20 protein-coding genes and 1 other annotated feature are annotated in these 25,220 nt (G+C 54.9%); of the genes, 12 read left to right on the top strand and 8 right to left on the bottom strand.

Features of this window, described 5'->3' with window-relative positions; all coding sequences use genetic code 11:
• Positions 1–128 precede the first annotated feature (128 nt).
• Positions 129–782 (top strand): multidrug efflux transporter transcriptional repressor AcrR, encoded by a 654-nt coding sequence (gene acrR / locus KE671_RS09075; RefSeq protein ID WP_206162642.1) that lies wholly within the window; start codon positions 129–131, stop codon positions 780–782.
• Positions 783–901: 119 nt separating this feature from the next.
• Complete coding sequence (mscK, locus tag KE671_RS09070) at positions 902–4,261, top strand: mechanosensitive channel MscK (protein WP_206162641.1); 3,360 nt, start codon at positions 902–904, stop codon at positions 4,259–4,261.
• Between the two features lie 47 nt (positions 4,262–4,308).
• Here the strand turns inward: mscK and rsmS are convergent, their stop codons facing one another.
• The gene (gene rsmS / locus KE671_RS09065; RefSeq protein ID WP_206162640.1) at positions 4,309–4,470 is read right to left on the bottom strand and encodes a pleiotropic regulatory protein RsmS; all 162 of its coding nucleotides are present in this window, start codon (positions 4,468–4,470) and stop codon (positions 4,309–4,311) included.
• A 14-nt stretch (positions 4,471–4,484) separates the two neighbouring features.
• Entirely contained in the window at positions 4,485–5,012 is a 528-nt protein-coding gene (priC, locus tag KE671_RS09060; protein WP_206162639.1) for a primosomal replication protein N'', read from the bottom strand.
• A gap of 69 nt (positions 5,013–5,081) precedes the next feature.
• Here priC and KE671_RS09055 point away from each other — a divergent pair, with 69 nt between their 5' ends.
• The 8 genes from KE671_RS09055 to hemH all read left to right on the top strand — a co-directional run bounded on the left by KE671_RS09055 (position 5,082) and on the right by hemH (position 13,442).
• Positions 5,082–5,459 carry a DUF454 family protein gene (locus KE671_RS09055; protein WP_206162638.1) on the top strand — a complete coding sequence of 126 codons (378 nt, stop codon included), beginning with the start codon at positions 5,082–5,084 and terminating at the stop codon, positions 5,457–5,459.
• A gap of 260 nt (positions 5,460–5,719) precedes the next feature.
• A complete protein-coding gene (gene apt / locus KE671_RS09050) occupies positions 5,720–6,271 on the top strand; it encodes an adenine phosphoribosyltransferase (RefSeq protein WP_206162637.1) in 552 nt (183 codons plus the stop codon).
• Between the two features lie 208 nt (positions 6,272–6,479).
• A complete protein-coding gene (gene dnaX / locus KE671_RS09045; protein ID WP_206162636.1) occupies positions 6,480–8,408 on the top strand; it encodes a DNA polymerase III subunit gamma/tau in 1,929 nt (642 codons plus the stop codon).
• Positions 7,741–7,805: a sequence feature (DnaX frameshifting element), on the top strand. Its footprint overlaps the gene before it by 65 nt.
• Before the next feature lie 53 nt (positions 8,409–8,461).
• Positions 8,462–8,791: a YbaB/EbfC family nucleoid-associated protein gene (locus KE671_RS09040; protein WP_001515903.1), complete on the top strand. Its 330-nt coding sequence runs from the start codon at positions 8,462–8,464 to the stop codon at positions 8,789–8,791.
• Positions 8,791–9,396, top strand: coding sequence for a recombination mediator RecR (gene recR, locus KE671_RS09035; RefSeq protein ID WP_206162635.1), 606 nt, complete (start codon positions 8,791–8,793; stop codon positions 9,394–9,396). The genes KE671_RS09040 and recR overlap by 1 nt, the downstream gene beginning before the upstream one ends.
• Before the next feature lie 110 nt (positions 9,397–9,506).
• Positions 9,507–11,381 carry a molecular chaperone HtpG gene (gene htpG / locus KE671_RS09030; RefSeq protein ID WP_206162634.1) on the top strand — a complete coding sequence of 625 codons (1,875 nt, stop codon included), beginning with the start codon at positions 9,507–9,509 and terminating at the stop codon, positions 11,379–11,381.
• Positions 11,382–11,606: 225 nt separating this feature from the next.
• Positions 11,607–12,251: an adenylate kinase gene (gene adk, locus KE671_RS09025; RefSeq protein WP_206162633.1), complete on the top strand. Its 645-nt coding sequence runs from the start codon at positions 11,607–11,609 to the stop codon at positions 12,249–12,251.
• A gap of 228 nt (positions 12,252–12,479) precedes the next feature.
• Entirely contained in the window at positions 12,480–13,442 is a 963-nt protein-coding gene (gene hemH / locus KE671_RS09020) for a ferrochelatase (RefSeq protein WP_206162632.1), read from the top strand.
• On the opposite strand, the gene aes is transcribed toward hemH, so the two are convergent.
• The gene (aes, locus tag KE671_RS09015; protein ID WP_206162631.1) at positions 13,439–14,410 is read right to left on the bottom strand and encodes an acetyl esterase; all 972 of its coding nucleotides are present in this window, start codon (positions 14,408–14,410) and stop codon (positions 13,439–13,441) included. The genes hemH and aes overlap by 4 nt on opposite strands.
• A gap of 141 nt (positions 14,411–14,551) precedes the next feature.
• Between aes and gsk the strand changes: the two genes are divergently transcribed.
• Positions 14,552–15,856 (top strand): inosine/guanosine kinase, encoded by a 1,305-nt coding sequence (gsk, locus tag KE671_RS09010; protein ID WP_206162630.1) that lies wholly within the window; start codon positions 14,552–14,554, stop codon positions 15,854–15,856.
• A 119-nt stretch (positions 15,857–15,975) separates the two neighbouring features.
• Here gsk and ybaL read toward each other — a convergent pair whose 3' ends face one another.
• Both ybaL and fsr read right to left on the bottom strand, forming a co-directional pair.
• The gene (gene ybaL / locus KE671_RS09005) at positions 15,976–17,652 is read right to left on the bottom strand and encodes a YbaL family putative K(+) efflux transporter (RefSeq protein ID WP_206162629.1); all 1,677 of its coding nucleotides are present in this window, start codon (positions 17,650–17,652) and stop codon (positions 15,976–15,978) included.
• 214 nt (positions 17,653–17,866) lie between these two features.
• Positions 17,867–19,087 (bottom strand): MFS transporter, encoded by a 1,221-nt coding sequence (gene fsr, locus KE671_RS09000; protein WP_206162628.1) that lies wholly within the window; start codon positions 19,085–19,087, stop codon positions 17,867–17,869.
• Positions 19,088–19,313: 226 nt separating this feature from the next.
• Between fsr and ushA the strand changes: the two genes are divergently transcribed.
• Positions 19,314–20,966, top strand: coding sequence for a bifunctional UDP-sugar hydrolase/5'-nucleotidase UshA (ushA, locus tag KE671_RS08995; RefSeq protein ID WP_206162627.1), 1,653 nt, complete (start codon positions 19,314–19,316; stop codon positions 20,964–20,966).
• Positions 20,967–21,074: 108 nt separating this feature from the next.
• On the opposite strand, the gene ybaK is transcribed toward ushA, so the two are convergent.
• The 3 genes from ybaK to copA all read right to left on the bottom strand — a co-directional run bounded on the left by ybaK (position 21,075) and on the right by copA (position 25,152).
• Complete coding sequence (gene ybaK / locus KE671_RS08990; RefSeq protein WP_206162626.1) at positions 21,075–21,554, bottom strand: Cys-tRNA(Pro)/Cys-tRNA(Cys) deacylase YbaK; 480 nt, start codon at positions 21,552–21,554, stop codon at positions 21,075–21,077.
• Between the two features lie 201 nt (positions 21,555–21,755).
• Positions 21,756–22,550 (bottom strand): TraB/GumN family protein, encoded by a 795-nt coding sequence (locus tag KE671_RS08985; RefSeq protein WP_206162625.1) that lies wholly within the window; start codon positions 22,548–22,550, stop codon positions 21,756–21,758.
• 100 nt (positions 22,551–22,650) lie between these two features.
• A complete protein-coding gene (copA, locus tag KE671_RS08980; protein ID WP_206162624.1) occupies positions 22,651–25,152 on the bottom strand; it encodes a copper-exporting P-type ATPase CopA in 2,502 nt (833 codons plus the stop codon).
• Between the last annotated feature and the right edge of the window lie 68 nt (positions 25,153–25,220).

Raw genomic sequence — 25,220 nt, 5'->3', positions numbered from 1 at the left:
GTGTCCGATTTCAAATTGATCAATGGTCAAAAGTCCACAAACCCATTGCTGCGTTTATATTATCGTCGTGCTATGGTACATACATCCATAAATGTATGTAAATCTAACACCTGTAAATTCACCGACATATGGCACGAAAAACCAAACAACAAGCGCAGGAAACACGACAACACATCCTGGATGTAGCGCTACGATTGTTCTCGCAACAAGGGGTATCTTCCACCTCGCTGGCGGAGATTGCAAAAGCCGCTGGCGTGACTCGCGGTGCAATCTATTGGCATTTCAAAAACAAGTCGGATTTATTTAGTGAAATCTGGGAACTATCAGAATCCAGTATTGGTGAGCTTGAGACTGAGTATCAGGCAAAATTCCCCGACGATCCACTATCAGTATTAAGAGAAATTCTCGTTCATCTCCTTGAATCTACCGTGACAGAAGAACGGCGACGTTTATTGATGGAGATTATATTCCACAAATGTGAATTTGTGGGAGAAATGACTATAGTTCAGCAGGCGCAAAGAAACATCTGTCTTGAGAGCTATGATCGGATCGAGCAAACTTTAACCCACTGTATTCATGCAAAAATGTTGCCTGAAAATTTGATTACGCGGCGGGCGGCGGTGATGATGCGCGCTACGGTTTCGGGTCTGATGGAAAACTGGCTCTTTGCCCCACAATCGTTTGATCTCAAAAAAGAAGCCCGGGATTACGTCGCCGTTCTGCTGGAAATGTTAACATTTTGTCCCACGCTGCGGTCGACGGTACCTGACGCCGTGTCCTGACGCGACTCCAGGAATTATCCTGGTCGGTTTCGCTGCCGCTATTCTGTCCGACACAGCCGTGATATTCTTGCGCGTTGACTATTTTCGGTCGTCTTTTCGGTTCAGAAACCTTCATTCACATGACTATGTTGCAGCTCTATAAACGTTCACAGCACTTTGTTTTTATCTCGGTGGCTGTTTTCATCCTTATGCTGTCTTGCCAGTCATTGGCAATTGCCCGTGCGCCATCGAACAGCGACCTGCCTTCGAAGGCTGACCTGCAAAGCCAACTGGATACGCTCAATAAGCAAAAAGATCTCTCGGCGCAGGATAAGCTGGTTCAGCAGGATCTCACAGAGACGATTGCCACGCTTGAAAAAATCGACCGGGTGAAGGACGAGACGGCACAGCTCCGTCAGCGCGTGGCGCAGGCGCCGGAAAAAATGCGTCAGGCGACAGAGGCGCTGAATGCCCTCAGCGATGTGGATAATGATGATGAAACCCGTAAGGTTCTCAGTACGCTATCACTGCGTCAGTTAGAGATGCGTGTTGCGCAGGTGCTGGATGATTTACAGAACGCGCAAAACGATCTCGCCACCTATAACAGCCAGTTGGTCTCTCTGCAAACGCAGCCAGAGCGTGTACAAAACGCGATGTATACGGCTTCTCAGCAGCTCCAGCAGATCCGCAACCGACTGGACGGCACCAACGTGGGCGAAGCGGCGCTGCGACCCACTCAGCAGGTGCTTTTACAGGCGCAGCAAGCGTTGCTGAATACCCAGATCGATCAACAGCGAAAAAGTCTGGAAGGTAATACGGTATTGCAGGATACCCTGCAAAAGCAGCGAGACTACGTCACTGCCAATAGCAACCGGCTTGAGCATCAGCTACAGCTATTGCAGGAAGCGGTCAACAGTAAGCGCCTGACCTTAACGGAAAAAACGGCGCAGGAGGCGATGTCGCCAGATGAAGCTGCTCGCATTCAGGATAACCCGCTGGTGAAACAGGAACTGGAAATTAACCACCAGCTCAGCCAGCGCCTGATCACGGCGACGGAAAATGGCAACTCGCTGATGCAGCAAAACATCAAAGTTAAGAACTGGCTGGACCGGGCGCTGCAATCCGAACGTAATATCAAAGAACAAATCGCGGTGCTGAAAGGCAGTCTGTTGCTGTCGCGTATCCTCTATCAGCAGCAGCAAACGCTGCCGTCGGCAGATGAACTCTCTGACATGACCAATCGCATTGCGGACCTGCGTCTTGAACAGTTTGAAGTCAATCAGCAGCGAGACGCGCTGTTCCAGAACGATGCGTTCGTGGCCAAACTGGAAGAAGGTCACAGCAACGAGGTGAATGACGAAGTCCACGATGCGCTGTTGCAGGTTGTTGATATGCGCCGTGAACTGCTGGACCAGCTTAATAAGCAGTTGGGCAATCAGCTCATGATGGCCATTAACCTGCAAATCAATCAGCAGCAGTTAATGAGCGTCTCGAAAAGCCTGAAAGAGATCCTGACCCAGCAAATCTTCTGGGTGAACAGCAACCGGCCAATGGACTGGGACTGGATCAAAGCCTTCCCGCAGTCGCTGAAAGATCAGTTCAAGTCGATGAAAATCACGGTGAACTGGGAAAAAGCGTGGCCGGCGGTGTTTATCGCCTTCCTGGCCGGGCTGCCGCTCCTGCTGATTGCCGGACTGATTCGCTGGCGTCTGAAGTGGCTGAAAGCCTGGCAGCAGAAACTCGCCGCCGCGGTCGGCTCGCTGCGCAATGACAGTCAGCTAAACACACCGAAAGCGATTCTGATCGATCTGGTCCGTGCGTTGCCGATATGCCTGCTGATTCTGGCTGTCGGCCTGATTTTGCTGACCATGCAGTTAAACATCAGCGACCTGCTGTGGGCATTCAGTAAAAAACTGGCGATCTTCTGGCTGGTCTTCGGGTTATGCTGGAAAGTGCTCGAAAAAGACGGCGTGGCGATTCGCCATTTCGGTATGCCCGCGCAATTGACCAGCCACTGGCGTCGCCAGATTGTACGCATTAGCCTGGCGCTGCTGCCGCTGCACTTCTGGTCCGTCGTGGCTGAGCTTTCTCCACTGCATCTGATGGACGATGTGCTGGGGCAGGCGATGATTTTCCTCAACCTGCTGCTGATCGCGTTTCTGGTGTGGCCGATGTGCCGCGAAAGCTGGCGTGATAAAGAGTCGCATGGCTTGCGCCTGGTGACGATCACCGTCCTGTCAATCATCCCGATTGCGCTGATGGTGTTGACGGCAACCGGCTATTTCTACACTACGCTGCGCCTGTCGGGCCGCTGGATTGAGACCGTTTATCTGGTCATCATCTGGAACCTGCTGTACCAGACGGTGCTGCGCGGTTTAAGCGTCGCGGCGCGGCGTATCGCCTGGCGTCGTGCGCTGGCGCGTCGTCAGAATCTGGTGAAAGAGGGGGCCGAAGGAGCGGAACCGCAGGAAGAACCGACCATAGCACTCGAGCAGGTGAACCAGCAAACGTTGCGCATTACGATGTTGCTGATGGTTTCACTGTTCGCGGTGGTGTTCTGGGCGATTTGGTCCGATTTGATCACCGTGTTCAGCTATCTCGATAGCATTACGCTCTGGCACTACAACGGCACCGAAGCTGGCGCGGCGGTAGTGAAAAGCGTGACGATGGGCAGCTTGCTATTTGCCATTCTTGCTTCAATGGTGGCCTGGGCGTTGATCCGCAACCTGCCGGGTCTGCTGGAAGTGCTGGTGCTGTCGCGCCTGAAAATGCGCCAGGGCGCGTCGTACGCCATCACCACGATCCTTAACTACATTATCATTGCTGTCGGGGCGATGACGGTCTTCGGTTCGCTCGGCGTGTCGTGGGATAAACTACAGTGGCTGGCAGCGGCCTTATCGGTCGGTCTCGGTTTCGGCTTGCAGGAGATTTTCGGTAACTTCGTCTCGGGGTTGATCATTTTGTTCGAACGCCCGGTGCGGATCGGCGATACGGTGACGATCGGCACGTTCTCTGGTACCGTCAGCAAGATCCGTATCCGCGCTACCACCATTACCGATTTCGATCGCAAAGAGGTGATCATCCCGAACAAGGCGTTCGTCACCGAACGCCTGATCAACTGGTCGCTGTCTGATACCACCACGCGTCTGGTGATCCGCCTCGGCGTGGCTTACGGTTCGGATCTGGATAAAGTGAAGAAAGTCCTGCTTCAGGCGGCGATGGAGCATCCGAAAGTGATGCACGATCCTGAGCCGGCGGTGTTCTTTACCACCTTCGGCGCCAGTACCCTGGATCACGAACTGCGTCTGTACGTGCGTGAACTGCGCGATCGCAGCCACACGGTTGATGAGCTGAACCGGTCGATCGATCGTCTGTGTCGTGAAAACAACATTGATATCGCCTTTAACCAGCTTGAAGTGCATCTGCGCAACGAAAAGGGCGATGAGGTCACAGAGGTTAAACGCGAGATCAAAGGCGATGATCCGGCGCCTGCGGTTTAATTAAACTCCCGAATGCCTGATGGCGTTTGCGCGCCATCAGGCACAACTCAATCCGGTTTGTCAGCCATTTGAGCCACTTTTTTTTCATAATCCCGTTTAACCATTTCCAGCGCTTTCAAAACGGTATGCGGGGCGACATTGTTTTCTTCCAGCAGGACGATCAAATCGACGGCCAGTTTGACCTCATCCGCGGCGTTTTCAAGTGACATAGCGTCTCCAGGTATTAGCGGGTTAAACGCGCCAGGACACGTTCAATATTGTCGAGCGCCTTGCGACAGCGCGCCAGACGACCTTCATAGATTTCCACTTCGCGTTGCAGCGTTTGTTGTTCATCAAGACGGGTGGTCTGAGCCAGTCGCGCCTTGCGTTGCGCGGTCATCTCCTGCAAACGCCGTTCAAATTCCTGATGCTGAATACGTTTACGCTGCCAGTGCGCCACGCCCGGCGAGGTACTGTCCCACTCTCGCAGGGACCAACTGGCTGTTTCGCGGGAGATCGCTTCCAGTTGCGACGCCAGATGTTCAGCCAGCCAGGCAACCTGCGGCAGTTGCTGCTGTGCTACCGCCTGGCGTAGCGCCTGGAGATGGCCTTCTGCTTCATCCAGACAGGCCTGAAGCAGAGTGCTGCGAGTCTGAAAAAGATGGCGATCGAAACGGGCGCCGATCGTGGCATGCTGCGCCACCGGTGCGCAGCGTTGGCGCAGCAGGGCGAGTCGATCTTCCAGCGTTTGCAGCAGCATGGCGGTTTTCAATGTAACACTCCGATGAAAATGATAACTGTTATGCTAAAGTAGCGTTCTGGTTTGCGATATGCCTTTATTATGCAACGAATCCTTTTAATCATCACGGGTTGGCTGGCGGTCGTATTAGGGACGCTGGGCGTCGTGTTGCCTGTACTGCCGACGACACCGTTTATCCTGTTGGCAGCCTGGTGTTTTGCCCGCTCATCGCCACGTTTCCATGACTGGTTACTCTACCGTTCGTGGTTTGGTAGCTATTTGCGATTCTGGCAGAAATATAAGGCAATGCCGCCGGGCGTTAAGCCCCGCGCGATCATTATGATCCTCCTCACCTTCGCCGTATCGCTGTGGTTGACGCCGATGTGGTGGGTGCGGATCCTGCTACTGGTGATCCTGGTCTGCCTGCTGATATTTATGTGGCGAATACCAGTGATTGACGAAAAGCAACAAAAGCACTGAAGTGCAATAATCGCGGTTGCAATTGCAAGCGGTAGCCAGTAAATTCGACCGTTTTCGAGCACAGGCGCGCCGGGTCAAATGAATGTTGACCTTCTATACACACACTGGCATTCAAGGTGCATCGAGGCGGACTGAATGAATCCCTGAGCTTACATAAGTAAGTGGCTGGGATGAATGAAGGCAGTCAACAAAGAGACAGCTTGAAGGATGAAGTGTATAGTGCGCCGTGAAGTAACACCGTATTAATCAGGCACAAACTTATGACCGCAACTGCACAGCAGCTTGAGTTTCTCAAAAATAGCATTAAAAGCATTCAGGATTACCCGAAACCGGGCATTCTTTTCCGTGATGTCACAAGCTTACTGGAAGATCCGAAAGCTTACGCGCTTAGCATCGAATTGCTGGTTGAGCGTTACAAAAATGCAGGCATCACCAAAGTTGTCGGTACCGAAGCACGCGGCTTTCTGTTTGGCGCGCCGGTAGCGTTGGGTCTCGGCGTTGGCTTTGTGCCGGTGCGTAAACCGCGCAAGTTGCCGCGTGAAACGATCGCTGAAAGCTACGAACTGGAATACGGCACCGATCAACTGGAAATCCACGCTGATGCGATCCACGCTGGTGATAAGGTGCTGGTAGTTGACGATCTGCTGGCGACCGGCGGCACGATTGAAGCAACCGTGAAATTGATCCGTCGTCTGGGCGGTGACGTGACCGATGCGGCGTTCATCATCAATCTGTTTGACCTCGGCGGCGAACAGCGCCTGGCGCAGCAGGGCATTAACTGTTATAGCCTGGTTCCCTTCCCGGGGCACTGATTCAGGCTATCTTATTTGCCATTTTGGCCCCGGTCAGTGCTCGAAATCCTCACGTACTGTCAGTACGCTCCGGTTTTTGCGCGCTGTCCGTCACCAAACTGGCTGCAACGATGACGCCTGAATATCACCTCTCAACCTCGCTGAATGTGCGAGGTTGTGTTAGCATTCCCCCCTATGAATCCACCTTCCAGCGTTTCAGAGCCAGCCAATGAGTTATCAGGTTTTAGCCCGAAAATGGCGCCCACAAACCTTTGCTGACGTCGTCGGCCAGGAACATGTGCTGACCGCACTGGCGAACGGCTTGTCGTTAGGGCGTATTCACCATGCATATCTGTTTTCCGGTACCCGGGGTGTCGGTAAAACCTCTATTGCCCGTCTGCTGGCAAAGGGACTGAATTGCGAAACCGGCATCACCGCCACCCCGTGCGGCGTGTGTGATAACTGCCGTGAAATCGAGCAAGGGCGTTTTGTCGATCTGATTGAGATCGATGCCGCCTCGCGCACCAAAGTTGAAGACACAAGGGATCTACTGGATAACGTCCAGTACGCGCCGGCGCGCGGTCGATTCAAAGTTTATCTGATCGACGAAGTGCACATGCTGTCTCGACACAGTTTTAACGCACTGCTCAAAACGCTCGAGGAGCCGCCGTCGCACGTCAAATTCCTGCTGGCGACAACCGATCCGCAAAAACTGCCAGTAACGATTTTGTCCCGCTGCCTGCAGTTCCATCTCAAAGCGCTGGATGTTGACCAGATCCGCCATCAACTTGAACATATTCTTAATGAAGAGCAGATCGCTCACGAGCCGCGTGCGCTGCAACTGCTTTCCCGTGCGGCAGACGGCAGTCTGCGTGACGCGTTGAGTCTGACCGATCAGGCGATAGCCAGCGGTGACGGCCAGGTTTCCACCCAGGCGGTGAGCGCGATGCTCGGCACGCTGGATGACGATCAGGCGCTGTCGCTGGTGGAGGCGGTAATCGCCGCCGACGGCGAACGGGTGATGACGCTGGTCAATGAGGCCGCAGCGCGGGGAATCGAGTGGGAAGCGCTGCTGGTTGAAATGCTTGCTCTGCTGCACCGTATCGCGCTGGTCCAGTTGTCTCCTGCCGCGCTCGGCAGCGAGATGGCGACAATTGAAGTGCGCATGCGTGAACTGGCGCGCACCGTGCCGCCTGCGGACGTTCAGCTTTATTACCAGACGCTGTTGATCGGTCGTAAAGAACTGCCGTACGCGCCAGACAGACGCATGGGCGTTGAAATGACCTTGTTGCGGGCGCTGGCGTTTCATCCGCGTATGCCGCTACCGGAACCCGAGGTTTCTCGACAATCGTTTGCCCCTGTCGCGCCAACGGCGGTGATGACGCCGACCCAGGTGCCGCAGCAGTCTGCACCCGCGCAACCGGCTCCGGCAGTACCCTTGCCCGAATCCACCAGTCAGGTGCTGGCGGCGCGTAACCAACTGCAACGTGCGCAGGGAGCAACCAAAGCAAAAAAGAGTGAACCGGCAGCCGCACCCCGCGCGCGGCCGGTGAATAACGCTGCGCTGGAAAGACTGGCTTCGGTATCAGAACGTGTGCAGGCTCGTCCTGCGCCGTCTGCGCTCGAACAGGCTCCGGCGAAGAAAGAAGCCTATCGCTGGAAGGCGACCACACCGGTTGCGGAAGTGAAAGAGGTGGTGGCCACGCCGAAAGCGCTGAAGAAAGCGCTGGAGCATGAGAAAACGCCGGAACTTGCAGCGAAGCTGGCGGCAGAAGCGATTGAACGCGACCCATGGGCGGCGCAGGTGAGTCAGCTTTCACTGCCAAAACTGGTTGAGCAGGTCGCGCTTAATGCCTGGAAAGAAGAAAATGGTAATGCGGTCTGTCTGCATTTGCGTTCCAGCCAGCGTCACCTGAATTCCAGCGGTGCGCAGCAAAAGCTGGCGCAGGCGCTGAGTGCGCTTGCGGGATCAGCGGTTGAACTGACCATCGTAGAAGATGATAATCCGGCGGTGCGAACGCCGCTGGAGTGGCGTCAGGCGATTTATGAAGAGAAACTTGCGCAGGCGCGCGAGTCGATAGTTGCGGATAACAACATCCAGACCCTGCGTCGATTCTTCGATGCGGATCTGGATGAAGAGAGTATTCGTCCCATTTGATCGTAAGCGTCGCTTATGATTGTCATCCCTTAACGTGATTGAGAGAGAAGCCTATGTTTGGTAAAGGCGGTCTGGGTAACCTGATGAAGCAGGCCCAGCAGATGCAGGAAAAAATGCAGCAGATGCAGGAAGAGATCGCAAAGCTGGAAGTGACCGGTGAATCTGGCGCGGGTCTGGTGAAAGTGACTATCAACGGCGCGCATAACTGCCGTCGCGTGGAGATCGACCCAAGCCTGCTCGAAGATGACAAAGAGATGCTGGAAGATCTGGTTGCGGCAGCGTTCAACGATGCTGCGCGCCGTATCGAAGAGACGCAGAAAGAAAAGATGGCGTCTGTCTCCTCCGGTATGCAACTGCCGCCAGGCTTTAAGATGCCGTTCTGATGCAAACCAGCCCGCTGTTAACTCAGCTTATGGAAGCACTGCGCTGTCTGCCGGGCGTTGGCCCAAAGTCGGCGCAGCGCATGGCGTTTACGTTGCTTCAGCGTGACCGCAGCGGCGGGATGCGCCTGGCGCAAGCGCTCACCCGGGCGATGTCGGAAATCGGCCACTGCGCCGATTGTCGCACTTTCACCGAGCAGGACGTCTGTAATATCTGTTCGAATCCGCGTCGTCAGGAAAACGGTCAAATTTGTGTGGTCGAAAGTCCGGCGGATATCTATGCGATCGAGCAGACCGGGCAGTTTTCCGGACGCTACTTTGTGCTGATGGGGCATTTGTCGCCGCTCGATGGCATCGGGCCGGATGATATCGGTCTCGACAGACTTGAGCAGCGCTTGTCCTGCGAGCAACTCAGTGAAGTGATCCTCGCGACCAACCCCACGGTCGAAGGGGAAGCGACGGCGAACTACATTGCTGAGCTCTGCGCGCAATATGGCGTTGACGCCAGCCGTATTGCTCACGGTGTGCCGGTCGGCGGTGAACTGGAGATGGTGGACGGCACCACGCTGTCGCATTCTCTGGCCGGACGTCACAAGATTAAATTCTGACCAAACGGAGGCTGCGCTCGCGGCCTCCGCTTGAAATCCTTCCCGCCTGTCCCCATTTCATCCTCAACGTGTTTTTACCATTGAAAATGGCATTGTTGAGGTAGATCTACATGAAAGGACAAGAAACTCGTGGTTTTCAGTCAGAAGTAAAGCAGCTTCTGCACCTGATGATCCATTCTCTGTATTCCAATAAAGAAATCTTCCTGCGTGAGCTTATCTCTAACGCCTCCGATGCGGCAGACAAGCTGCGTTTTCGCGCGCTGTCGAACCCGGACCTCTATGAAGGCGACGGTGAACTGCGCGTGCGCGTCTCCTTCGATAAAGATAAGCGTACGTTGACCATCGCCGATAACGGCGTGGGGATGAACCGTGATGACGTGATCGATCATCTGGGGACTATCGCGAAGTCCGGCACCAAATCTTTCCTTGAATCCATGGGCTCCGATCAGGCAAAAGACAGCCAACTGATTGGTCAGTTTGGCGTTGGCTTCTATTCTGCGTTTATCGTTGCAGATAAAGTTACCGTTCGCACCCGTGCGGCCGGTGATAAGCCGGAGAACGGCGTGTTCTGGGAGTCGGCGGGCGAAGGCGAATACACCGTTGCCGATATCACCAAAGACGATCGCGGAACGGAAATTACCCTGCATCTGCGCGAAGGCGAAGACGAGTTCCTTGATGACTGGCGCGTACGTTCCATCATCAGCAAATACTCCGACCATATCGCGCTGCCCGTTGAAATTGAAAAGCAGGAAGAGAAAGACGGCGAAACCGTCGTTTCCTGGGAGAAAATCAACAAGGCGCAAGCGTTGTGGACCCGTAACAAGTCGGAAATCAAAGACGACGAGTACAACGAGTTTTACAAGCATATTGCGCACGATTTTACCGATCCGCTGACCTGGAGCCATAACCGCGTAGAAGGGAAGCAGGAGTACACCAGTCTGTTGTATATCCCGTCTCAGGCACCGTGGGACATGTGGAATCGCGATCACAAACACGGGCTGAAGCTGTACGTCCAGCGCGTCTTTATCATGGACGACGCCGAACAGTTCATGCCGAACTATCTGCGTTTCGTGCGCGGGCTTATCGACTCTAACGACCTGCCGTTGAACGTCTCTCGTGAGATCCTGCAGGACAGCAGCGTTACCCGCAACCTGCGTAGCGCACTGACCAAACGCGTCTTGCAGATGCTGGAAAAACTGGCGAAAGATGACGCTGAAAAATACCAGACGTTCTGGCAGCAGTTTGGTCTGGTGATGAAAGAAGGGCCGGCGGAAGATCATGCTAACCAGGAAACCATCGCCAAACTGATGCGTTTCGCGTCGACACATACCGACTCTTCTGCGCAGACGGTCTCGCTGGAAGACTACGTCTCTCGCATGAAAGAAGGGCAGGAGAAGATTTACTACATCACTGCAGACAGCTACGCGGCGGCGAAGAGCAGCCCGCATCTGGAACTGCTGCGTAAGAAAGGCATCGAAGTACTGCTGCTTTCCGATCGTATTGACGAGTGGATGATGAACTACCTGACCGAGTTTGACGGTAAAGCATTCCAGTCCGTCGCCAAAGCGGACGAGTCGATCGACAAGCTGGCTGATGAGGTTGACGAAAGCGCGAAAGAAGCGGAAAAAGCGCTGACACCGTTTGTTGAGCGCGTGAAAAACCTGCTGGGCGACCGGGTTAAAGATGTGCGTCTGACGCACCGTCTGACCGATACGCCAGCGATCGTCACCACCGACGCGGACGAAATGAGCACGCAGATGGCGAAACTGTTTGCCGCAGCGGGTCAGAACGTGCCGGAAGTGAAATACATCTTTGAACTTAACCCGGACCACGTGCTGGTGAAACGTACGGCGGATACCCAGGATGAAGGACAGTTTAAGGAATGGGTTGAACTGCTGCTGGATCAGGCGCTGTTTGCTGAGCGCGGTACACTCGAAGATCCAAACCAGTTCATCCGCCGTATGAATCAGTTGCTGGTGTCCTGAGCACGGCTTTGTAATGCCGGATGGCGCTGACGCTTGTCCGGCCTACGGTTAAATCTGCTTTTGTAGGCCGGATAAGGTGATTGCACCGCTATCCGGCTTTTTTTCGCGCATCTTCCCCTCATTAACCGTTTCAGCCTTACCCCGCTTCCTTGAGCCAATGGCGTGATGGTGGTATCGTTTAGCGCTTTTTAAAAAATATCGACAACCTTTAAGGGGATTTTCGTAATGCGTATCATTCTGCTTGGCGCTCCGGGCGCGGGTAAAGGAACTCAGGCTCAGTTCATCATGGAGAAGTATGGTATTCCGCAAATCTCCACCGGTGATATGCTGCGTGCCGCCGTGAAATCTGGCTCCGAGCTGGGCAAACAAGCGAAAGACATCATGGACGCCGGCAAGCTGGTGACCGATGAGCTGGTGATCGCGCTGGTAAAAGAGCGTATCGCGCAGGAAGATTGCCGTAATGGTTTTCTGTTAGATGGCTTCCCGCGCACGATTCCGCAGGCTGACGCCATGAAAGAAGCGGGCATCGTGGTGGATTATGTTCTCGAATTCGACGTACCGGATGAGCTGATCGTTGACCGTATCGTGGGTCGTCGCGTGCATGCTGCTTCTGGCCGTGTTTACCACATCAAATTCAATCCGCCGAAAGTGGAAGGAAAAGACGATGTGACCGGCGAAGAACTGACCACCCGTAAAGATGACCAGGAAGAGACGGTTCGTAAACGTCTGGTGGAATACCATCAGATGACGGCACCGCTGATTGGTTACTACCAGAAAGAAGCGGCCGCGGGTAACACCCAATACGCGAAAGTTGACGGGACTCTGGCCGTAGCTGACGTGCGTGCGGCGCTGGAAAAAATCCTCGGCTAAGTTTTTCGCGTCGTTCACCTTTTATCAGGCCTGCCATTATCTTGTAGGCCTGATAAGCGCCGCGCCATCAGGCAATCGGTGCCGGATGGCGGCGTAAACACCTTATCCGGCCTACCGGCATCGTTAGCGCCATCAGGCAACTATCCGCATGACCTCTCACAGCAATTAGTTCTTCTTACGCGCTTTTCCGCTACAATTATCAACAATTTGAATCGATAAGAGGCGGTAATGCGTCAGACGAAAACCGGTATCCTGCTGGCAAACCTTGGGACTCCCGATGCCCCCACTCCGGCGGCAGTAACACGTTATCTCCGGCAATTCTTAAGCGATAAACGCGTTGTCGATACGCCCCGTGTGTTGTGGTGGCCGCTGCTGCGCGGCGTGATTTTGCCACTGCGCGCTCCGCGTGTGGCAAAGCTTTATCAGTCAGTCTGGATGGAAGGCGGCTCGCCGTTGATGGTCTATAGCCAGCAACAGCAGCAGGCGCTTGCTGCGCGCTTACCGGACACGCCGGTGGCGCTGGGCATGAGTTACGGCTCGCCGTCGCTGGAAAGCGCGGTGGACGAACTGCTGGCGAATCACGTTGATCACATCGTCGTGCTGCCGCTCTACCCACAATATTCCTGCTCCACCGCCGCTGCGGTCTGGGATGAGCTGGCGCGCATTCTGGCGCGTAAACGGCGTATTCCCGGCATTTCGTTTATTCGCGATTACGCCGATGACCGCGCCTATATTGATGCGCTGGCGAACAGTGCGCGAGCCTCGTTTGCCAAACACGGCGAACCGGATTTACTGCTGCTGTCGTATCACGGCATCCCCCAGCGTTTTGCTGATGAAGGCGACGACTATCCGCAGCGCTGTCGCGACACCACCCGTGAACTGGTCTCTGCACTCGGGCTGCCGCCAGAAAAGGTAATGATGACCTTCCAGTCGCGCTTTGGCCGTGAGCCATGGCTGACGCCTTACACTGACGAAACGCTGAAGATGTTAGGCGAAAAGGGAACGGGGCATGTTCAGGTGATGTGTCCGGGCTTCGCGGCAGATTGTCTGGAAACGCTGGAAGAAATTGCGGTGCAGAATAAAGAGATCTTTTTCGAAGCGGGCGGTAAAAAGTATGAATATATTCCGGCGCTGAATGCCACGCCGGAACATATCGATATGATGCTAAAACTGACGGCCGCGTACCGTTAACGTGCTGCGTTAATCTGCTGAGTAAAGAAACGCGCGCCATCGCGTAATGCTTCATCAGCAGATTTCATCATCCGCGAGTAGTGCAGAAAGGCGTGCAGTGTGCCGGGATACATTTTGTATTCGCAGGGCTGCTGGTGTGCAACCAGCGTCTGAAAGAGCAGGCGACTGTCGTCGATCAGCGGGTCAAACTCCGCACTGGCGATAAAGCAGGGCGGCACCGCTTCTGTCAGGTCGTTGTTGAACAGGCAATAGTACGGCGACTCACGATCGTCGCTATTTCGCAGATACGCTTCTTCGTACATCTTCAAATCCTCGCGGCTGAGACCATCCCAGTCGCCGCCCATCAGTCGTCGACTCACCGAGTCCTGTAAACCGTACAGGCCGTACCACAACAGCACGCCCGCTACCTTTCCGCAGGCGATGTGCTTATCGCGCAGCCATAGCGCGCTGGCAAGCGCCAGCATGGCACCCGCGGAATCACCGGCAAAGCCAATATGCGTCATATTCAACTGATAGTCGTCCGCCCGCTGATGAAAAAACTGACAGGCGACAATGGTCTCTTCTATGGCCTGCGGAAAGCGCGCTTCAGGCGACAGCGAATAGTCAATGCCAATCACCGTGCACTGGGTATAACGTGCCAGCAGGCGCATGATGCGGTCATGGGTATCCAGATTGCCGAGAATAAAACCGCCGCCGTGCAGATAGAACAACGTTGCCCGACTGTCTGGCGTTGGGCTGTACAGGCGCGTTATCACCTCTCCCCAGCGTGTGGGAATGGCATATTCTCGCGTTGGCATCTGCGGTGCGTCCGCGTTCCAGAATCGGCGCTCAAGAATGTAGTGTTGACGCATGGCTGCCACGTCATCGGCGGACGGCCAGGGGGGCAGATCGTCCTGATGCACATTCAGCACGGCTTGCATCTCATCTGAAATGCGCGCCAGTACGGGAAGTTTGTTTTCCGGTTTCATAAAACGCTCCTTGTGAAATCGGCCCATTGTAAAAACTTCCCCCGGGGAAACTGCGATCCGTTCGTCCGATATTGAAACTCTGTCGTCGCAAGGGGAATGTGCTACCATTCACCGCTCCGTTAGCCACCCGTAAAAACAGTCATGAAATTTCCCGGTAAACGCAAATCCAAACACTATTTCCCCGTCAACGCACGCGATCCGCTGCTGCAACAAATCCAGGCTGAAAATGAAACCAGCGCCGCATGGGTGGTGGGGATTGACCAGACGCTGGTAGATATTGAAGCGAAAGTGGATGATTCGTTTGTGCAACGTTATGGGCTAAGCGCCGGGCATTCGCTGGTGATTGAGGACGATGTGGCCGAAGCGCTGTATCAGGAACTGGTGCGTGACAATCTGATCACCCATCAGTTTGCCGGCGGGACCATTGGTAACACTATGCACAACTACTCCGTGCTGGCCGATGACCGTTCGGTGTTGCTGGGGGTGATGTGCAGTAACATTGAGATTGGCAGTTACGCTTACCGCTATCTGTGCAACACTTCCAGCCGGACCGATCTCAATTATCTGCAGGGCGTTGATGGACCGATTGGCCGCTGCTTTACCCTGATTGGCGAATCCGGCGAACGAACGTTTGCCATCAGCCCAGGGCACATGAACCAACTGCGTGCGGAAAGCATTCCGGAATCGGTGATTGCCGGGGCATCGGCGCTGGTACTGACCTCCTATCTGGTGCGCTGTAAGCCGGGCGAGCCGATGCCGGAAGCCACCATGAAGGCCATTGAGTATGCCAAAAAGCACAATGTGCCGGTGGTGCTGACGCTCGGAACTAAATTTGTTATCGCCGATAACCCGCAATGGTGGCAGGATTTCCTGAAGGAGAACGTCTCAATTCTGGCGATGAATGAAGAAGAGGCTGAAGCGTTGACCGGCGAAAACGATCCGCTGCTGGCGTCTGACAAAGCGCTGGACTGGGTCGATCTGGTATTGTGTACTGCCGGACCGGTAGGGCTGTACATGGCGGGCTTTACCGAAGAGGAAGCTAAACGCAAAACCCAGCACCCGCTGCTGCCGGGCGCGATTGCCGAATTTAACCAGTATGAGTTCAGCCGTGCGATGCGTCATAAAGACTGTCGCCATCCGCTGCGCGTTTATTCCCATATCGCGCCGTATATGGGTGGCCCGGAAAAGATCATGAACACCAATGGCGCAGGTGATGGCGCGCTGGCAGCACTGCTGCACGATATTACCGCCAACAGCTACCACCGTTCGAATGTACCGAATTCCAGCAAGCATAAGTTCACCTGGCTGACCTATTCGTCATTAGCGCAGGTGTGTAAATATGCCAATCGCGTGAGTTATCAGGTGCTGAACCAACACTCTCCGCGTTTGACGCGGGGATTACCGGAGCGTGAGGATAGCCTCGAAGAGTCGTACTGGGATCGCTAAGCCATCATGCCGGATGACGGCGTAGACGCCTTATCCGGCCTACGGTTACCATTATCTGTGTCATCACGTTTGCCTGATAAGCGAAGCGCCATCAGGCAAACGAGCCGATGCAACGACGGTCATCCCGTCACGACTTCACCGGCTGGCGGTGTTTCCAGCAGTTCCAGCATGGTACGGGCGATCTCGCGCTCACCCATCACTACCTGATTCGCCCCACGTTCGGTAATGTACTCCACCTCATCGTCATAATGGGCGCGGGCGATAATCTCGATATTGGGGCACTTTTCGCGGGCGGAGGCAACAATTTCGCCAGCCTCATAGCCGTTCGGGATGGTGAGGATCAGCCAGCGGGCGCAATCCAGGTGCGCCAGAGCCATAATCTCTTCATTGGCAGCGTTTCCCAGCACCGCGCGGATCCCGCGCTCGCGCAGCTCATCCACGCGTGTCCGTGAGGTTTCGATAACCACTAACGGAATACCTGCGGCCATCAGTTTTTCACCGAGCAGACTGCCAACGCGGCCAAAACCGACCAGCAGCGCGTGGTTGCAGATATCCACTGGAATTTGTTTCTCTTCCTCGATAGCCTCTTCCAGCGTCTGTTCTTCCAGCGTCTCGGTTTTTGCCAGATATTTTTCCAGCAGGGCAAACAGCACCGGGTTGAGCATAATCGACAGAATCGCCCCCGCCAGCACCAGATTTTGCCCTTCTTGCGGCAGCAGGTTCAGCGCCATCCCCAGACCGGCGAGAATAAAGGCAAACTCACCAATCTGCGCCAGGCTGGCGGCAATGGTCAGCGCGGTACGCGGAGAGTGACCAAACAGACGAACCAGGAAGAAGGCGGCGACCGACTTACCAAAGATAATGATGGCAAGCGTTGCCAGCACGGCCAGCGGCTGTTGAATGAGAATCAGCGGGTCAAACAGCATACCGACGGAGACAAAGAACAGGACGGCAAACGCGTCGCGCAGCGGCAGGGTGTCGTGGGCCGCTCGGTGGCTTAGTTCCGATTCATTCAGTACCATCCCGGCAAAGAACGCACCCAACGCGAAGGAGACATCAAACAGTTCCACCGCGCCGAAAGCGATACCTAATGCCAGCGCCAGTACGGACAGCGTAAACAGTTCGCGGGAGCCGGTTGCCGCACTACGCGCCATAATCCACGGTACCAGACGGCGGCCAACCAGCATCATAATGGCGATAAAGGCGATAACTTTACCGATGGTAATGCCCATGTCGACGGCCAGCGAGGCGAAACCGACGTTGCCTTTTTCCACCATTCCGGCCACGGCGGGCAGCAGGACCAGCGTCAGCACCATCACCAGATCTTCAACAATCAGCCAGCCGATGGCAATTTGTCCTCGCTGACTGTCGACCAGTTGTCGTTCTTCAAGCGCGCGCAGCAGCACCACGGTACTGGCGGTTGACAGACATAAACCAAAGACGATACCGGTCATCAGCGACCAGCCCAGCATGGCGGAAAGGGCCATACCCAACAGCGTCGCCACGGCTATCTGGGCGATCGCGCCGGGAATGGCTATCGACTTTACCGCCATCAAATCCTTAAGCGAAAAGTGCAAACCGACGCCGAACATTAGCAGAATAACGCCAAGCTCAGCGAGCTCCGGCGCAAGTTTGGTATCCGCGACAAAGCCAGGAGTAAAAGGACCGGCCAGAACGCCCGCTAACAGATATCCCACCAGAGGAGAAATACGTAGTTTATTGGCAAGCATGCCGAGTATAAAAGCGAGCACAAGGCCGCCAACAATGGTGGTGATAAGCGGGGTGGCGTGATGCATTCCGTCTCCTTTGGTAGCTGATTTCCAAAATTCCAGGTAATAGTTTATGACAATTTTGACTATTATGTTTATGAATAATTATTGAATTTTGAAGAAAACTGCATTTTGAGGCGGAAAAAGCACGGATCGGAAAACGAGTGGGCTATAGACAGGGCAAAGGCTTATGACAGCAGGCATAGCGCGCGGCTAAAGTTTAGCTTTAGCCGCAAAAAACTCAGGCTTTATGCCGGTTATCAGGTAAGAATATGGTCAATATCCCCAGAAGTGGCAGGAAAGCACAGATTTTATAGACTAACTCGATGCTGGTATGGTCCGCAAGCAGACCTAACACTGCGGCTCCCAGGCCACCCATTCCAAAGGCAAAACCAAAAAAAAGACCAGAAACCATACCGATACGCCCCGGCAACAGCTCCTGGGCGTACACCAGAATGGCGGAAAACGCAGAAGCGAGGATAAAACCAATGATCACCGTTAAAATGCCGGTCCAGTGTAGGGTGGCATAAGGTAAAATCAGCGTAAACGGCGCGACGCCTAGGATAGAGCCCCAAATGACATATTTTCTGCCAATCTTATCGCCTAAAGGCCCGCCGATAACCGTTCCTGCTGCAACCGCAAACAGGAAGGCAAAGAGGTGGAATTGCGCGTTTTGTACCGATAATCCGAATTTTTGCATCAGATAAAAGGTGTAATAGCTGCTGATGCTCGCCATATAGAAGTATTTCGAAAAAATCAGGATCAGCAGGACGCTGACCGCAAGTACCACCTTATTGCGCGGTAGCGGATTGATAACCGTTGCTTTCGGTTTCCCCTTACTCATGCGATGCTGCGCGGCATACCAGCGGCTGATCTGCGCCAGCACCACAATTGCCAGCAGCGCCGCAAGCACGAACCAGGCCACATTACCTTTGCCGTAAGGGGCGATAATCACTGCCGCCAACAACGGACCGAGGGAGCTGCCAAAGTTACCGCCCACCTGGAAGATGGATTGGGCAAGACCGTGGCGTCCGCCTGAGGCCATCCGCGCCACACGGGACGATTCCGGGTGGAATACCGAAGAGCCGGTGCCCACCAGCGCGGCAGCCAGCAGTACGGTGCCAAAACTGCCGGCCATTGCCAACAGCACCAGACCGCTTAGCGTAAAGCACATGCCAATTGGCAGCGACCATGGCATTGGGTACTTATCGGTCCAGTAGCCAACCACCGGTTGTAGTAGCGAAGAGGCCAACTGGAAGGTCAGGGTGATCATCCCGATCTGCATAAAAGTCAGTGAGAATTCGGACTGTAATAGCGGATAGATCGCCAGAATTAACGACTGAATCATATCGTTAAGCAGGTGTGAAAGGCTGATCGCACCTAAAATGCCGAACGAAGTACGTGCCTTAGCGACTGGCGCGGACGCACCAGGCGCTGGCTGGGTTTGTTCACTTATTGCCATAGAAATTCACTTCTGTCTGATTTGCGATGTATGCGCTTTATCTTTCACGCTGCCCGGATGCAACGTAAATGAGGTTGCGCACAGGGGAATATCGTCATTGTGATTATTACCTGACTAACATACCTGCGGACGAGGTTTGAAGGAAGTCTCAATTCTGAAAACTTATTCGACTATTATTTCAGATAATTGTAATTTCTGCGGTTGAAATGGAGTCAGGGAGAGAAACATGAAATTTTTGAAACGGGGTGTGGCGTTGGCACTGTTCGCCGCATTCACGCTGGCAAGTCAGCCTGCTCAGGCGTATGAAAAAGATAAGACCTATAAAATCACCATCCTGCATACTAACGATCATCATGGCCATTTCTGGCGCAGCGAATACGGCGAATACGGTCTTTCGGCGCAAAAAACACTGGTGGACGGGATCCGTCGCGAGGTGGCTGCCGAAGGGGGCAGTGTCCTGTTGCTTTCCGGCGGTGACATCAACACCGGTGTTCCCGAATCGGATCTACAGGATGCTGAGCCAGACTTTCGTGGGATGAACCTGATTGGCTATGACGCGATGGCCGTCGGCAACCACGAATTTGATAATCCGCTCACCGTCCTGCGTCAGCAGGAGAAATGGGCGAAGTTCCCGTTTCTCTCAGCCAATATTTACCAGAAAAGTACCGGTGAACGCCTGTTTAAACCCTGGACCATCTTTAAGCGTCAGGACCTGAACATCGCGGTTATTGGTTTGACCACTGACGACACAGCGAAAATTGGTAACCCTGAATTCTTCACCGACATCGAATTTCGCAAACCAGCGGAAGAGGCAAAGGTGGTGATTCAGGAATTACAGATGAATGAAAAGCCTGACGTCATTATTGCCACTACACATATGGGGCACTACGACAACGGCAACCATGGTTCGAACGCGCCGGGTGACGTTGAAATGGCGCGCAGTCTGCCAGAGGGTGCGCTGGCGATGATTGTGGGTGGTCACTCACAGGATCCGGTATGCATGGCGGCGGAAAATAAAAAACAGGTGGATTACGTTCCGGGTACGCCATGCGCGCCGGACAAACAGAACGGGATCTGGATTGTACAGGCGCATGAGTGGGGAAAATATGTTGGCCGCGCGGACTTTGAGTTCCGTAACGGCGAGATGAAAATGGTCAACTATCAGCTGATCCCGGTGAACCTGAAGAAGAAAGTGACCTGGGAAGACGGGAAAAGTGAGCACGTACTTTACACCCCGGAAATCGCTGAGAACGCGCAGATGCTCTCGCTGCTGTCACCGTTCCAGAATAAAGGGAAAGCCCAGTTGGATGTGAAAATCGGTGCGGTGAATGACCGACTGGAAGGCGATCGCAGCAAGGTCCGCTTTGTGCAGACCAACATGGGGCATTTAATTCTGGCTGCGCAAATGGCGCGCACCAGTGCCGATTTTGGCGTCATGAGCGGCGGCGGCATTCGTGACTCGATCGAAGCCGGGGATATCACCTATAAAAGCGTGCTGAAGGTCCAGCCGTTCGGCAACGTAGTTGTGTATGCCGATATGAACGGTAAGGACGTAACGGATTATCTGACGGCCGTGGCGCAGATGAAGCCGGATTCCGGCGCTTATCCGCAGTTTGCTAACGTCAGTTTTGTTGCAAAAGACGGCAAGCTCAACGATCTGAAAATTAAGGGCGAGCCGGTTGACCCGGCGAAAACCTACCGCATGGCGACGCTCAGCTTTAACGCGACTGGCGGCGACGGCTATCCGCGTATTGATAACAAACCAGGGTACGTCAACACCGGGTTTATCGATGCGGAGGTGCTGAAAGAGTACATTCAGAAGAACTCACCGCTGGATGCCAGTGCATTTGAACCGAAGGGAGAAGTCAGCTGGCAGTAACCGGGCGGAGTGCCGGATGGCGGTGCTGGCACCTTATCCGGCCTACAGGTCAGTGCGATTTGCAGGCCTGATAAGCGTAGCGCCATCAGGCAATCATTCTAAAATCGCTTAATCCCGGCGGGCGATATCGGCGAATTTAGCCTCCAGAATAGTGGCTAAGTCTCCCGCCGCCAGTTCAATGTCCAGTCCGCGTTTGCCACCTGAGACAAAAATGGTGTCAAACGCCTTGGCTGGCGCATCGATAAGCGTCGGCAGGCGTTTTTTCTGTCCCAGCGGACTAATGCCGCCGACCAGATATCCGGTTGTGCGTTGTGCCACCAGCGGATCGGCCATATCGACCTTTTTTGCGCCGAGCGCTTTGGCGACTTTTTTCAGATCCAGTTGCCCGGCCACGGGCGTGACCGCAACCGCCAGATGTTTCATATCGCCATTCACCGCAACCAGCAGTGTTTTGTACACCTGATCGGGATTCAGTCCTAACTTGCGCACCACCTCATCACCAAAGTTGGTTTCGGCCGGATCGTGATCGTAGGTGTGGATCCTGAACGTAATTTTGTTTTTTTCGAGTAATTTAACTGCGGGTGTCATAGCTATTTTTCCTGGCTAAACCAAATGACAAGTCAAGCGTACCTCTGATGATTGTCTAAAAAATAGTACCATCTTGCGCAATTGTATTGGCAGGATGCAGAGTTTGAGCGACAATCGACATACACCGTCGTATTAAACGACGGCATAATAATAAAGATGAAATTCCTCTTTGACGGGCCAATAGCAATATTGGCCACTTTTTTATCGCATCAGCTCCGGCAGGTTTCCCTCTCCATACAGATGTAGCGCACCGACAGCCACCACATAATGGCCCGCAGGCAGTGCCGCAAGGCGATCCCGCCAGGCGATATTGCGCTGATGCATCAGCACATCGTACAGCGACTCACTGAAGGTGTTCGGGAGGGCCAGGTGATTGTCCTGCGGCGGCGCTTTCAGCCACCAGCTCATCATCTGTTGCAGCAGCCGGGCGTTGGTGTGCCAGTGGGTCAACGTATCATTCAGCAGCGCCAGACCGTTATCAGGCAGTTCGCACAACAGGGCAATCTGACTGGCGGCGCCCTCCAGTTCAATCACCGGTTTTTCTGCCTTCTTTGCGGCCTGCAACAGCTGATAATCAATACCGTATTCCGGGCGCAATCCCAACTGTTGCGCCTGGGTGGCCTGCAGCACCATCGCGATTTGCCATAACGGTTGCGTGGAAAACTGCGCCGGAGAGATCCCCAGTTCATCGGTGGCGTTATGCAGATTGCGCAACTGCTCCGCGCTGATGCGCTCTTCCAGTGCGGCAAACTCGGGCAGGTCGGCAAAAGGGCTGTCATTGCCGGAGACGTCGGCCTCAACAATTAACGCATCGGCATTGTTAAGCTTTTTGAGCAGTCTGGCAGGGAGAGGGGACATATCGCGACTGCCCATATGAATACTGCCAATCAGATGGAAATGGCGGTTGCCGGGCAACGAAACATCAATGGCGGGCCAGGTATAGCGATGGCCGGATAGCGCTGCGAAAAATGTTTTTACCCGGTAAAACAGATCCATGCGACCTCCCTAATCAGATGACCATGCTAACGCGTGGCCCAGGGGTGTGCAATGTGTGAATTGCCGGATGGCGGCGATAAAGCGCCTCATCCGGCATTGCTTATTCTTTTGGTTTATAGCGCAGCAGTCGATTCGCGTTGCTCACCACGGTAATCGATGAGAGCGCCATCGCCGCACCGGCAACCACCGGGTTCAGCAGCGTGCCGGTGAACGGCCACAGAATCCCGGCCGCAATCGGAATACCGATGCTGTTGTAGATGAACGCCCCGAGCAGATTCTGTTTCATGTTGCGCAGCGTGGCCCGTGAGATGGACAGGGCATCTGCCACGCCCATCAGACTATGGCGCATCAGCGTGATCGCGGCAGTTTCAATCGCCACGTCGCTGCCGCCTCCCATGGCAATCCCGACATCGGCTTGCGCCAGCGCCGGTGCATCATTGATACCGTCACCGACCATCGCCACCTGGCGTCCCTGACTTTGCAGACGCTTGATGGCATCGGCCTTACCGTCCGGCAGAACGCCGGCAATCACCTCATCAATGCCCGCCTCTTTGGCGATAGCATTGGCCGTCGTTGGGTTATCGCCGGTCAACATCACCAGACGATAGCCAGCACGGTGCAGTCGTTGAAGGGCGGTCACGCTGTCGCTACGCAGCGGATCGCGCACGGCCAGCAGCGCCGCCGCATTGCCATTAATCGCCAGCAATACCGGTGTGGTGCCCTGGGAAGCCTGAGCTGAAATCTCAGCTTCCAGTTCGCGGGTGTCAACCTGCTGTTCATTCAGCAGCGCCTGATTGCCGAGCAACAGCGTATGGCCTTCCGCTTCGCCGCTAACGCCTAATCCACGCAGGGTGCGGAAATTGTTGACCTGCGGCAGTGCGCCGTCACCCGCTTTGTCGAGAATAGCCCGTGCCAACGGGTGGCTGGAGCCCTGCTCTAGCGCCGCAGCCAGGCGCAGTGCTTGCGCCTCGTCAGTACCGCCAACGGTTTTAATCGCAACCACTTGTGGTTTGCCTTCGGTCAGCGTCCCGGTTTTGTCGAAGACCACCGTATCCAAAGTGCTGGCGCGTTGCAGAGCATCAGCATCACGTACCAGTACGCCAAACTCAGCCGCACGACCCACGCCGGAAATAATCGACATTGGCGTCGCGAGGCCCAACGCGCACGGACAGGCGATGATCAGCACCGTCGTGGCAATCACCAGGGTATAGACAATTTGCGGGGCCGGGCCAAAGAAATACCAGATGCCCGCGCTCACCAGCGCAATCAGCACCACGACCGGGACAAACACGGCGGAAATCTTATCGGCCATCTGACCGATTTCCGGCTTACTGCTCTGCGCCTGGCGCACCATGCGGATAATGCGCGACAGCGTGGTATGGCTGCCTACCGCACTGGCGCGGAACAACACGCTGCCATCCTGCACGACGGTACCCGCGTGGACGCTGTCGCCTTCCCCTTTTTGCTGTGGGATGGGTTCGCCGGTGAGCATTGCTTCGTCCAGCCAGGCTTCGCCCTGGGTGATGTCACCGTCAACCGGCACGCGGTCGCCCGTGGTCAGGCGCAACAACATCCCCGGCTGAACCTCTGCCAGCGGAACGCTCTTTTCACCTTCTTCTGTAACTACCCGCGCCGTTGGCGGCGTGAGATCGAGTAATTTTTCCAGCGCCTTAGACGAGCGCTGACGTGCGCGGGCTTCCAGCATGTGTCCGAGGTTAATCAGACCAATGATCATCGCGCTGGCTTCATAATAGAGATGACGCGCTTCCATCGGAAACCACTGTGGCCACAGGTTGACGCTCATGGAATATAACCAGGCTACGCCGGTGCCCAGCGCCACCAGGGTGTCCATCGTCGCGGTGCCGTTCATCAGGCTTTTCCATGCGCTGCGATAAAAATGGCCGCCCGCAAAGACCATCACGGCAAGTGTCGCCAGGCCAATCACCAGCCACAGGCTGCGGTTGTCGGCAGTCACCATCATGTTATCGCCGATCATCCCCCAGACCATCACCGGCACGCCCACCAGCAGAGCGACAATCGCCTGCCAGCGGAAGCGTTTCATCGTTGCGATGGCGGTTTCCTGCTGGCGCTCACGGCGTTTGAGATCGTCTTCAATCGCCTCCGCGCCATAACCGGCTTTTTCTACCGCCTGAACTAAATCAGCGGCGGACGCACTGCCCATCACCAGCGCAGTACGTTCCGCGAGGTTTACCCGTGCCTGCGTGACCCCGGGAACGCTTTGTAGCGCATTTTGTACCCGGGAAACACAGCTGGCGCAGCTCATGCCGCTTAACAGCAACTGTTGGCTCTCATCTTCAGCCGTCGCTGCCGGAAGCTCAGGAGGGACCGCTGCCAGCGCTTCCGACGGGATTGATGACTCCGTCAGCGGTTTAGCCTTTGGGTGGCTTAACTCTGCGCCGTAACCGGCTTGTTTGATGGTGTCGATAAGTGCTTCGGCGCTGGCGGTGCCGGTGACGTGCGCTTCGGTCACGGTAACCTCCGCTTGGTCCACGTCCGGGCGTTGTTCAAGACTCTCTTTTACGCGTTTGACGCAGTGACCGCAGGACAGGCCGTCCAGAGTCAGGTCGATAGTTTGAGACATCACTACACTCCTTTATTACAGGGATTAACTGACTGTGATAAAGGTTAAACCTTCCAGCAAGGGGAAGG

The organism is Citrobacter amalonaticus (assembly GCF_018252635.1).
GTDB classification, from domain to species: domain Bacteria; phylum Pseudomonadota; class Gammaproteobacteria; order Enterobacterales; family Enterobacteriaceae; genus Citrobacter_A; species Citrobacter_A amalonaticus_E.
Note: the sequence above shows the minus strand (reverse complement) of the source record. Positions and strands in the feature narration are given on the sequence as shown.

Excerpts from the sequence above, each read along its gene's own strand:
- acrR (WP_206162642.1), top strand. The coding sequence starts at position 129 with ATGGCACGAAAAACCAAACAACAAGCGCAGGAAACACGACAACACATC.
- mscK (WP_206162641.1), top strand. The coding sequence starts at position 902 with ATGACTATGTTGCAGCTCTATAAACGTTCACAGCACTTTGTTTTTATC.
- rsmS (WP_206162640.1), bottom strand. The coding sequence starts at position 4,470 with ATGTCACTTGAAAACGCCGCGGATGAGGTCAAACTGGCCGTCGATTTG.
- KE671_RS09055 (WP_206162638.1), top strand. The coding sequence starts at position 5,082 with ATGCAACGAATCCTTTTAATCATCACGGGTTGGCTGGCGGTCGTATTA.
- apt (WP_206162637.1), top strand. The coding sequence starts at position 5,720 with ATGACCGCAACTGCACAGCAGCTTGAGTTTCTCAAAAATAGCATTAAA.
- dnaX (WP_206162636.1), top strand. The coding sequence starts at position 6,480 with ATGAGTTATCAGGTTTTAGCCCGAAAATGGCGCCCACAAACCTTTGCT.
- KE671_RS09040 (WP_001515903.1), top strand. The coding sequence starts at position 8,462 with ATGTTTGGTAAAGGCGGTCTGGGTAACCTGATGAAGCAGGCCCAGCAG.
- recR (WP_206162635.1), top strand. The coding sequence starts at position 8,791 with ATGCAAACCAGCCCGCTGTTAACTCAGCTTATGGAAGCACTGCGCTGT.
- htpG (WP_206162634.1), top strand. The coding sequence starts at position 9,507 with ATGAAAGGACAAGAAACTCGTGGTTTTCAGTCAGAAGTAAAGCAGCTT.
- adk (WP_206162633.1), top strand. The coding sequence starts at position 11,607 with ATGCGTATCATTCTGCTTGGCGCTCCGGGCGCGGGTAAAGGAACTCAG.
- hemH (WP_206162632.1), top strand. The coding sequence starts at position 12,480 with ATGCGTCAGACGAAAACCGGTATCCTGCTGGCAAACCTTGGGACTCCC.
- aes (WP_206162631.1), bottom strand. The coding sequence starts at position 14,410 with ATGAAACCGGAAAACAAACTTCCCGTACTGGCGCGCATTTCAGATGAG.
- gsk (WP_206162630.1), top strand. The coding sequence starts at position 14,552 with ATGAAATTTCCCGGTAAACGCAAATCCAAACACTATTTCCCCGTCAAC.
- ybaL (WP_206162629.1), bottom strand. The coding sequence starts at position 17,652 with ATGCATCACGCCACCCCGCTTATCACCACCATTGTTGGCGGCCTTGTG.
- fsr (WP_206162628.1), bottom strand. The coding sequence starts at position 19,087 with ATGGCAATAAGTGAACAAACCCAGCCAGCGCCTGGTGCGTCCGCGCCA.
- ushA (WP_206162627.1), top strand. The coding sequence starts at position 19,314 with ATGAAATTTTTGAAACGGGGTGTGGCGTTGGCACTGTTCGCCGCATTC.
- ybaK (WP_206162626.1), bottom strand. The coding sequence starts at position 21,554 with ATGACACCCGCAGTTAAATTACTCGAAAAAAACAAAATTACGTTCAGG.
- KE671_RS08985 (WP_206162625.1), bottom strand. The coding sequence starts at position 22,550 with ATGGATCTGTTTTACCGGGTAAAAACATTTTTCGCAGCGCTATCCGGC.
- copA (WP_206162624.1), bottom strand. The coding sequence starts at position 25,152 with ATGTCTCAAACTATCGACCTGACTCTGGACGGCCTGTCCTGCGGTCAC.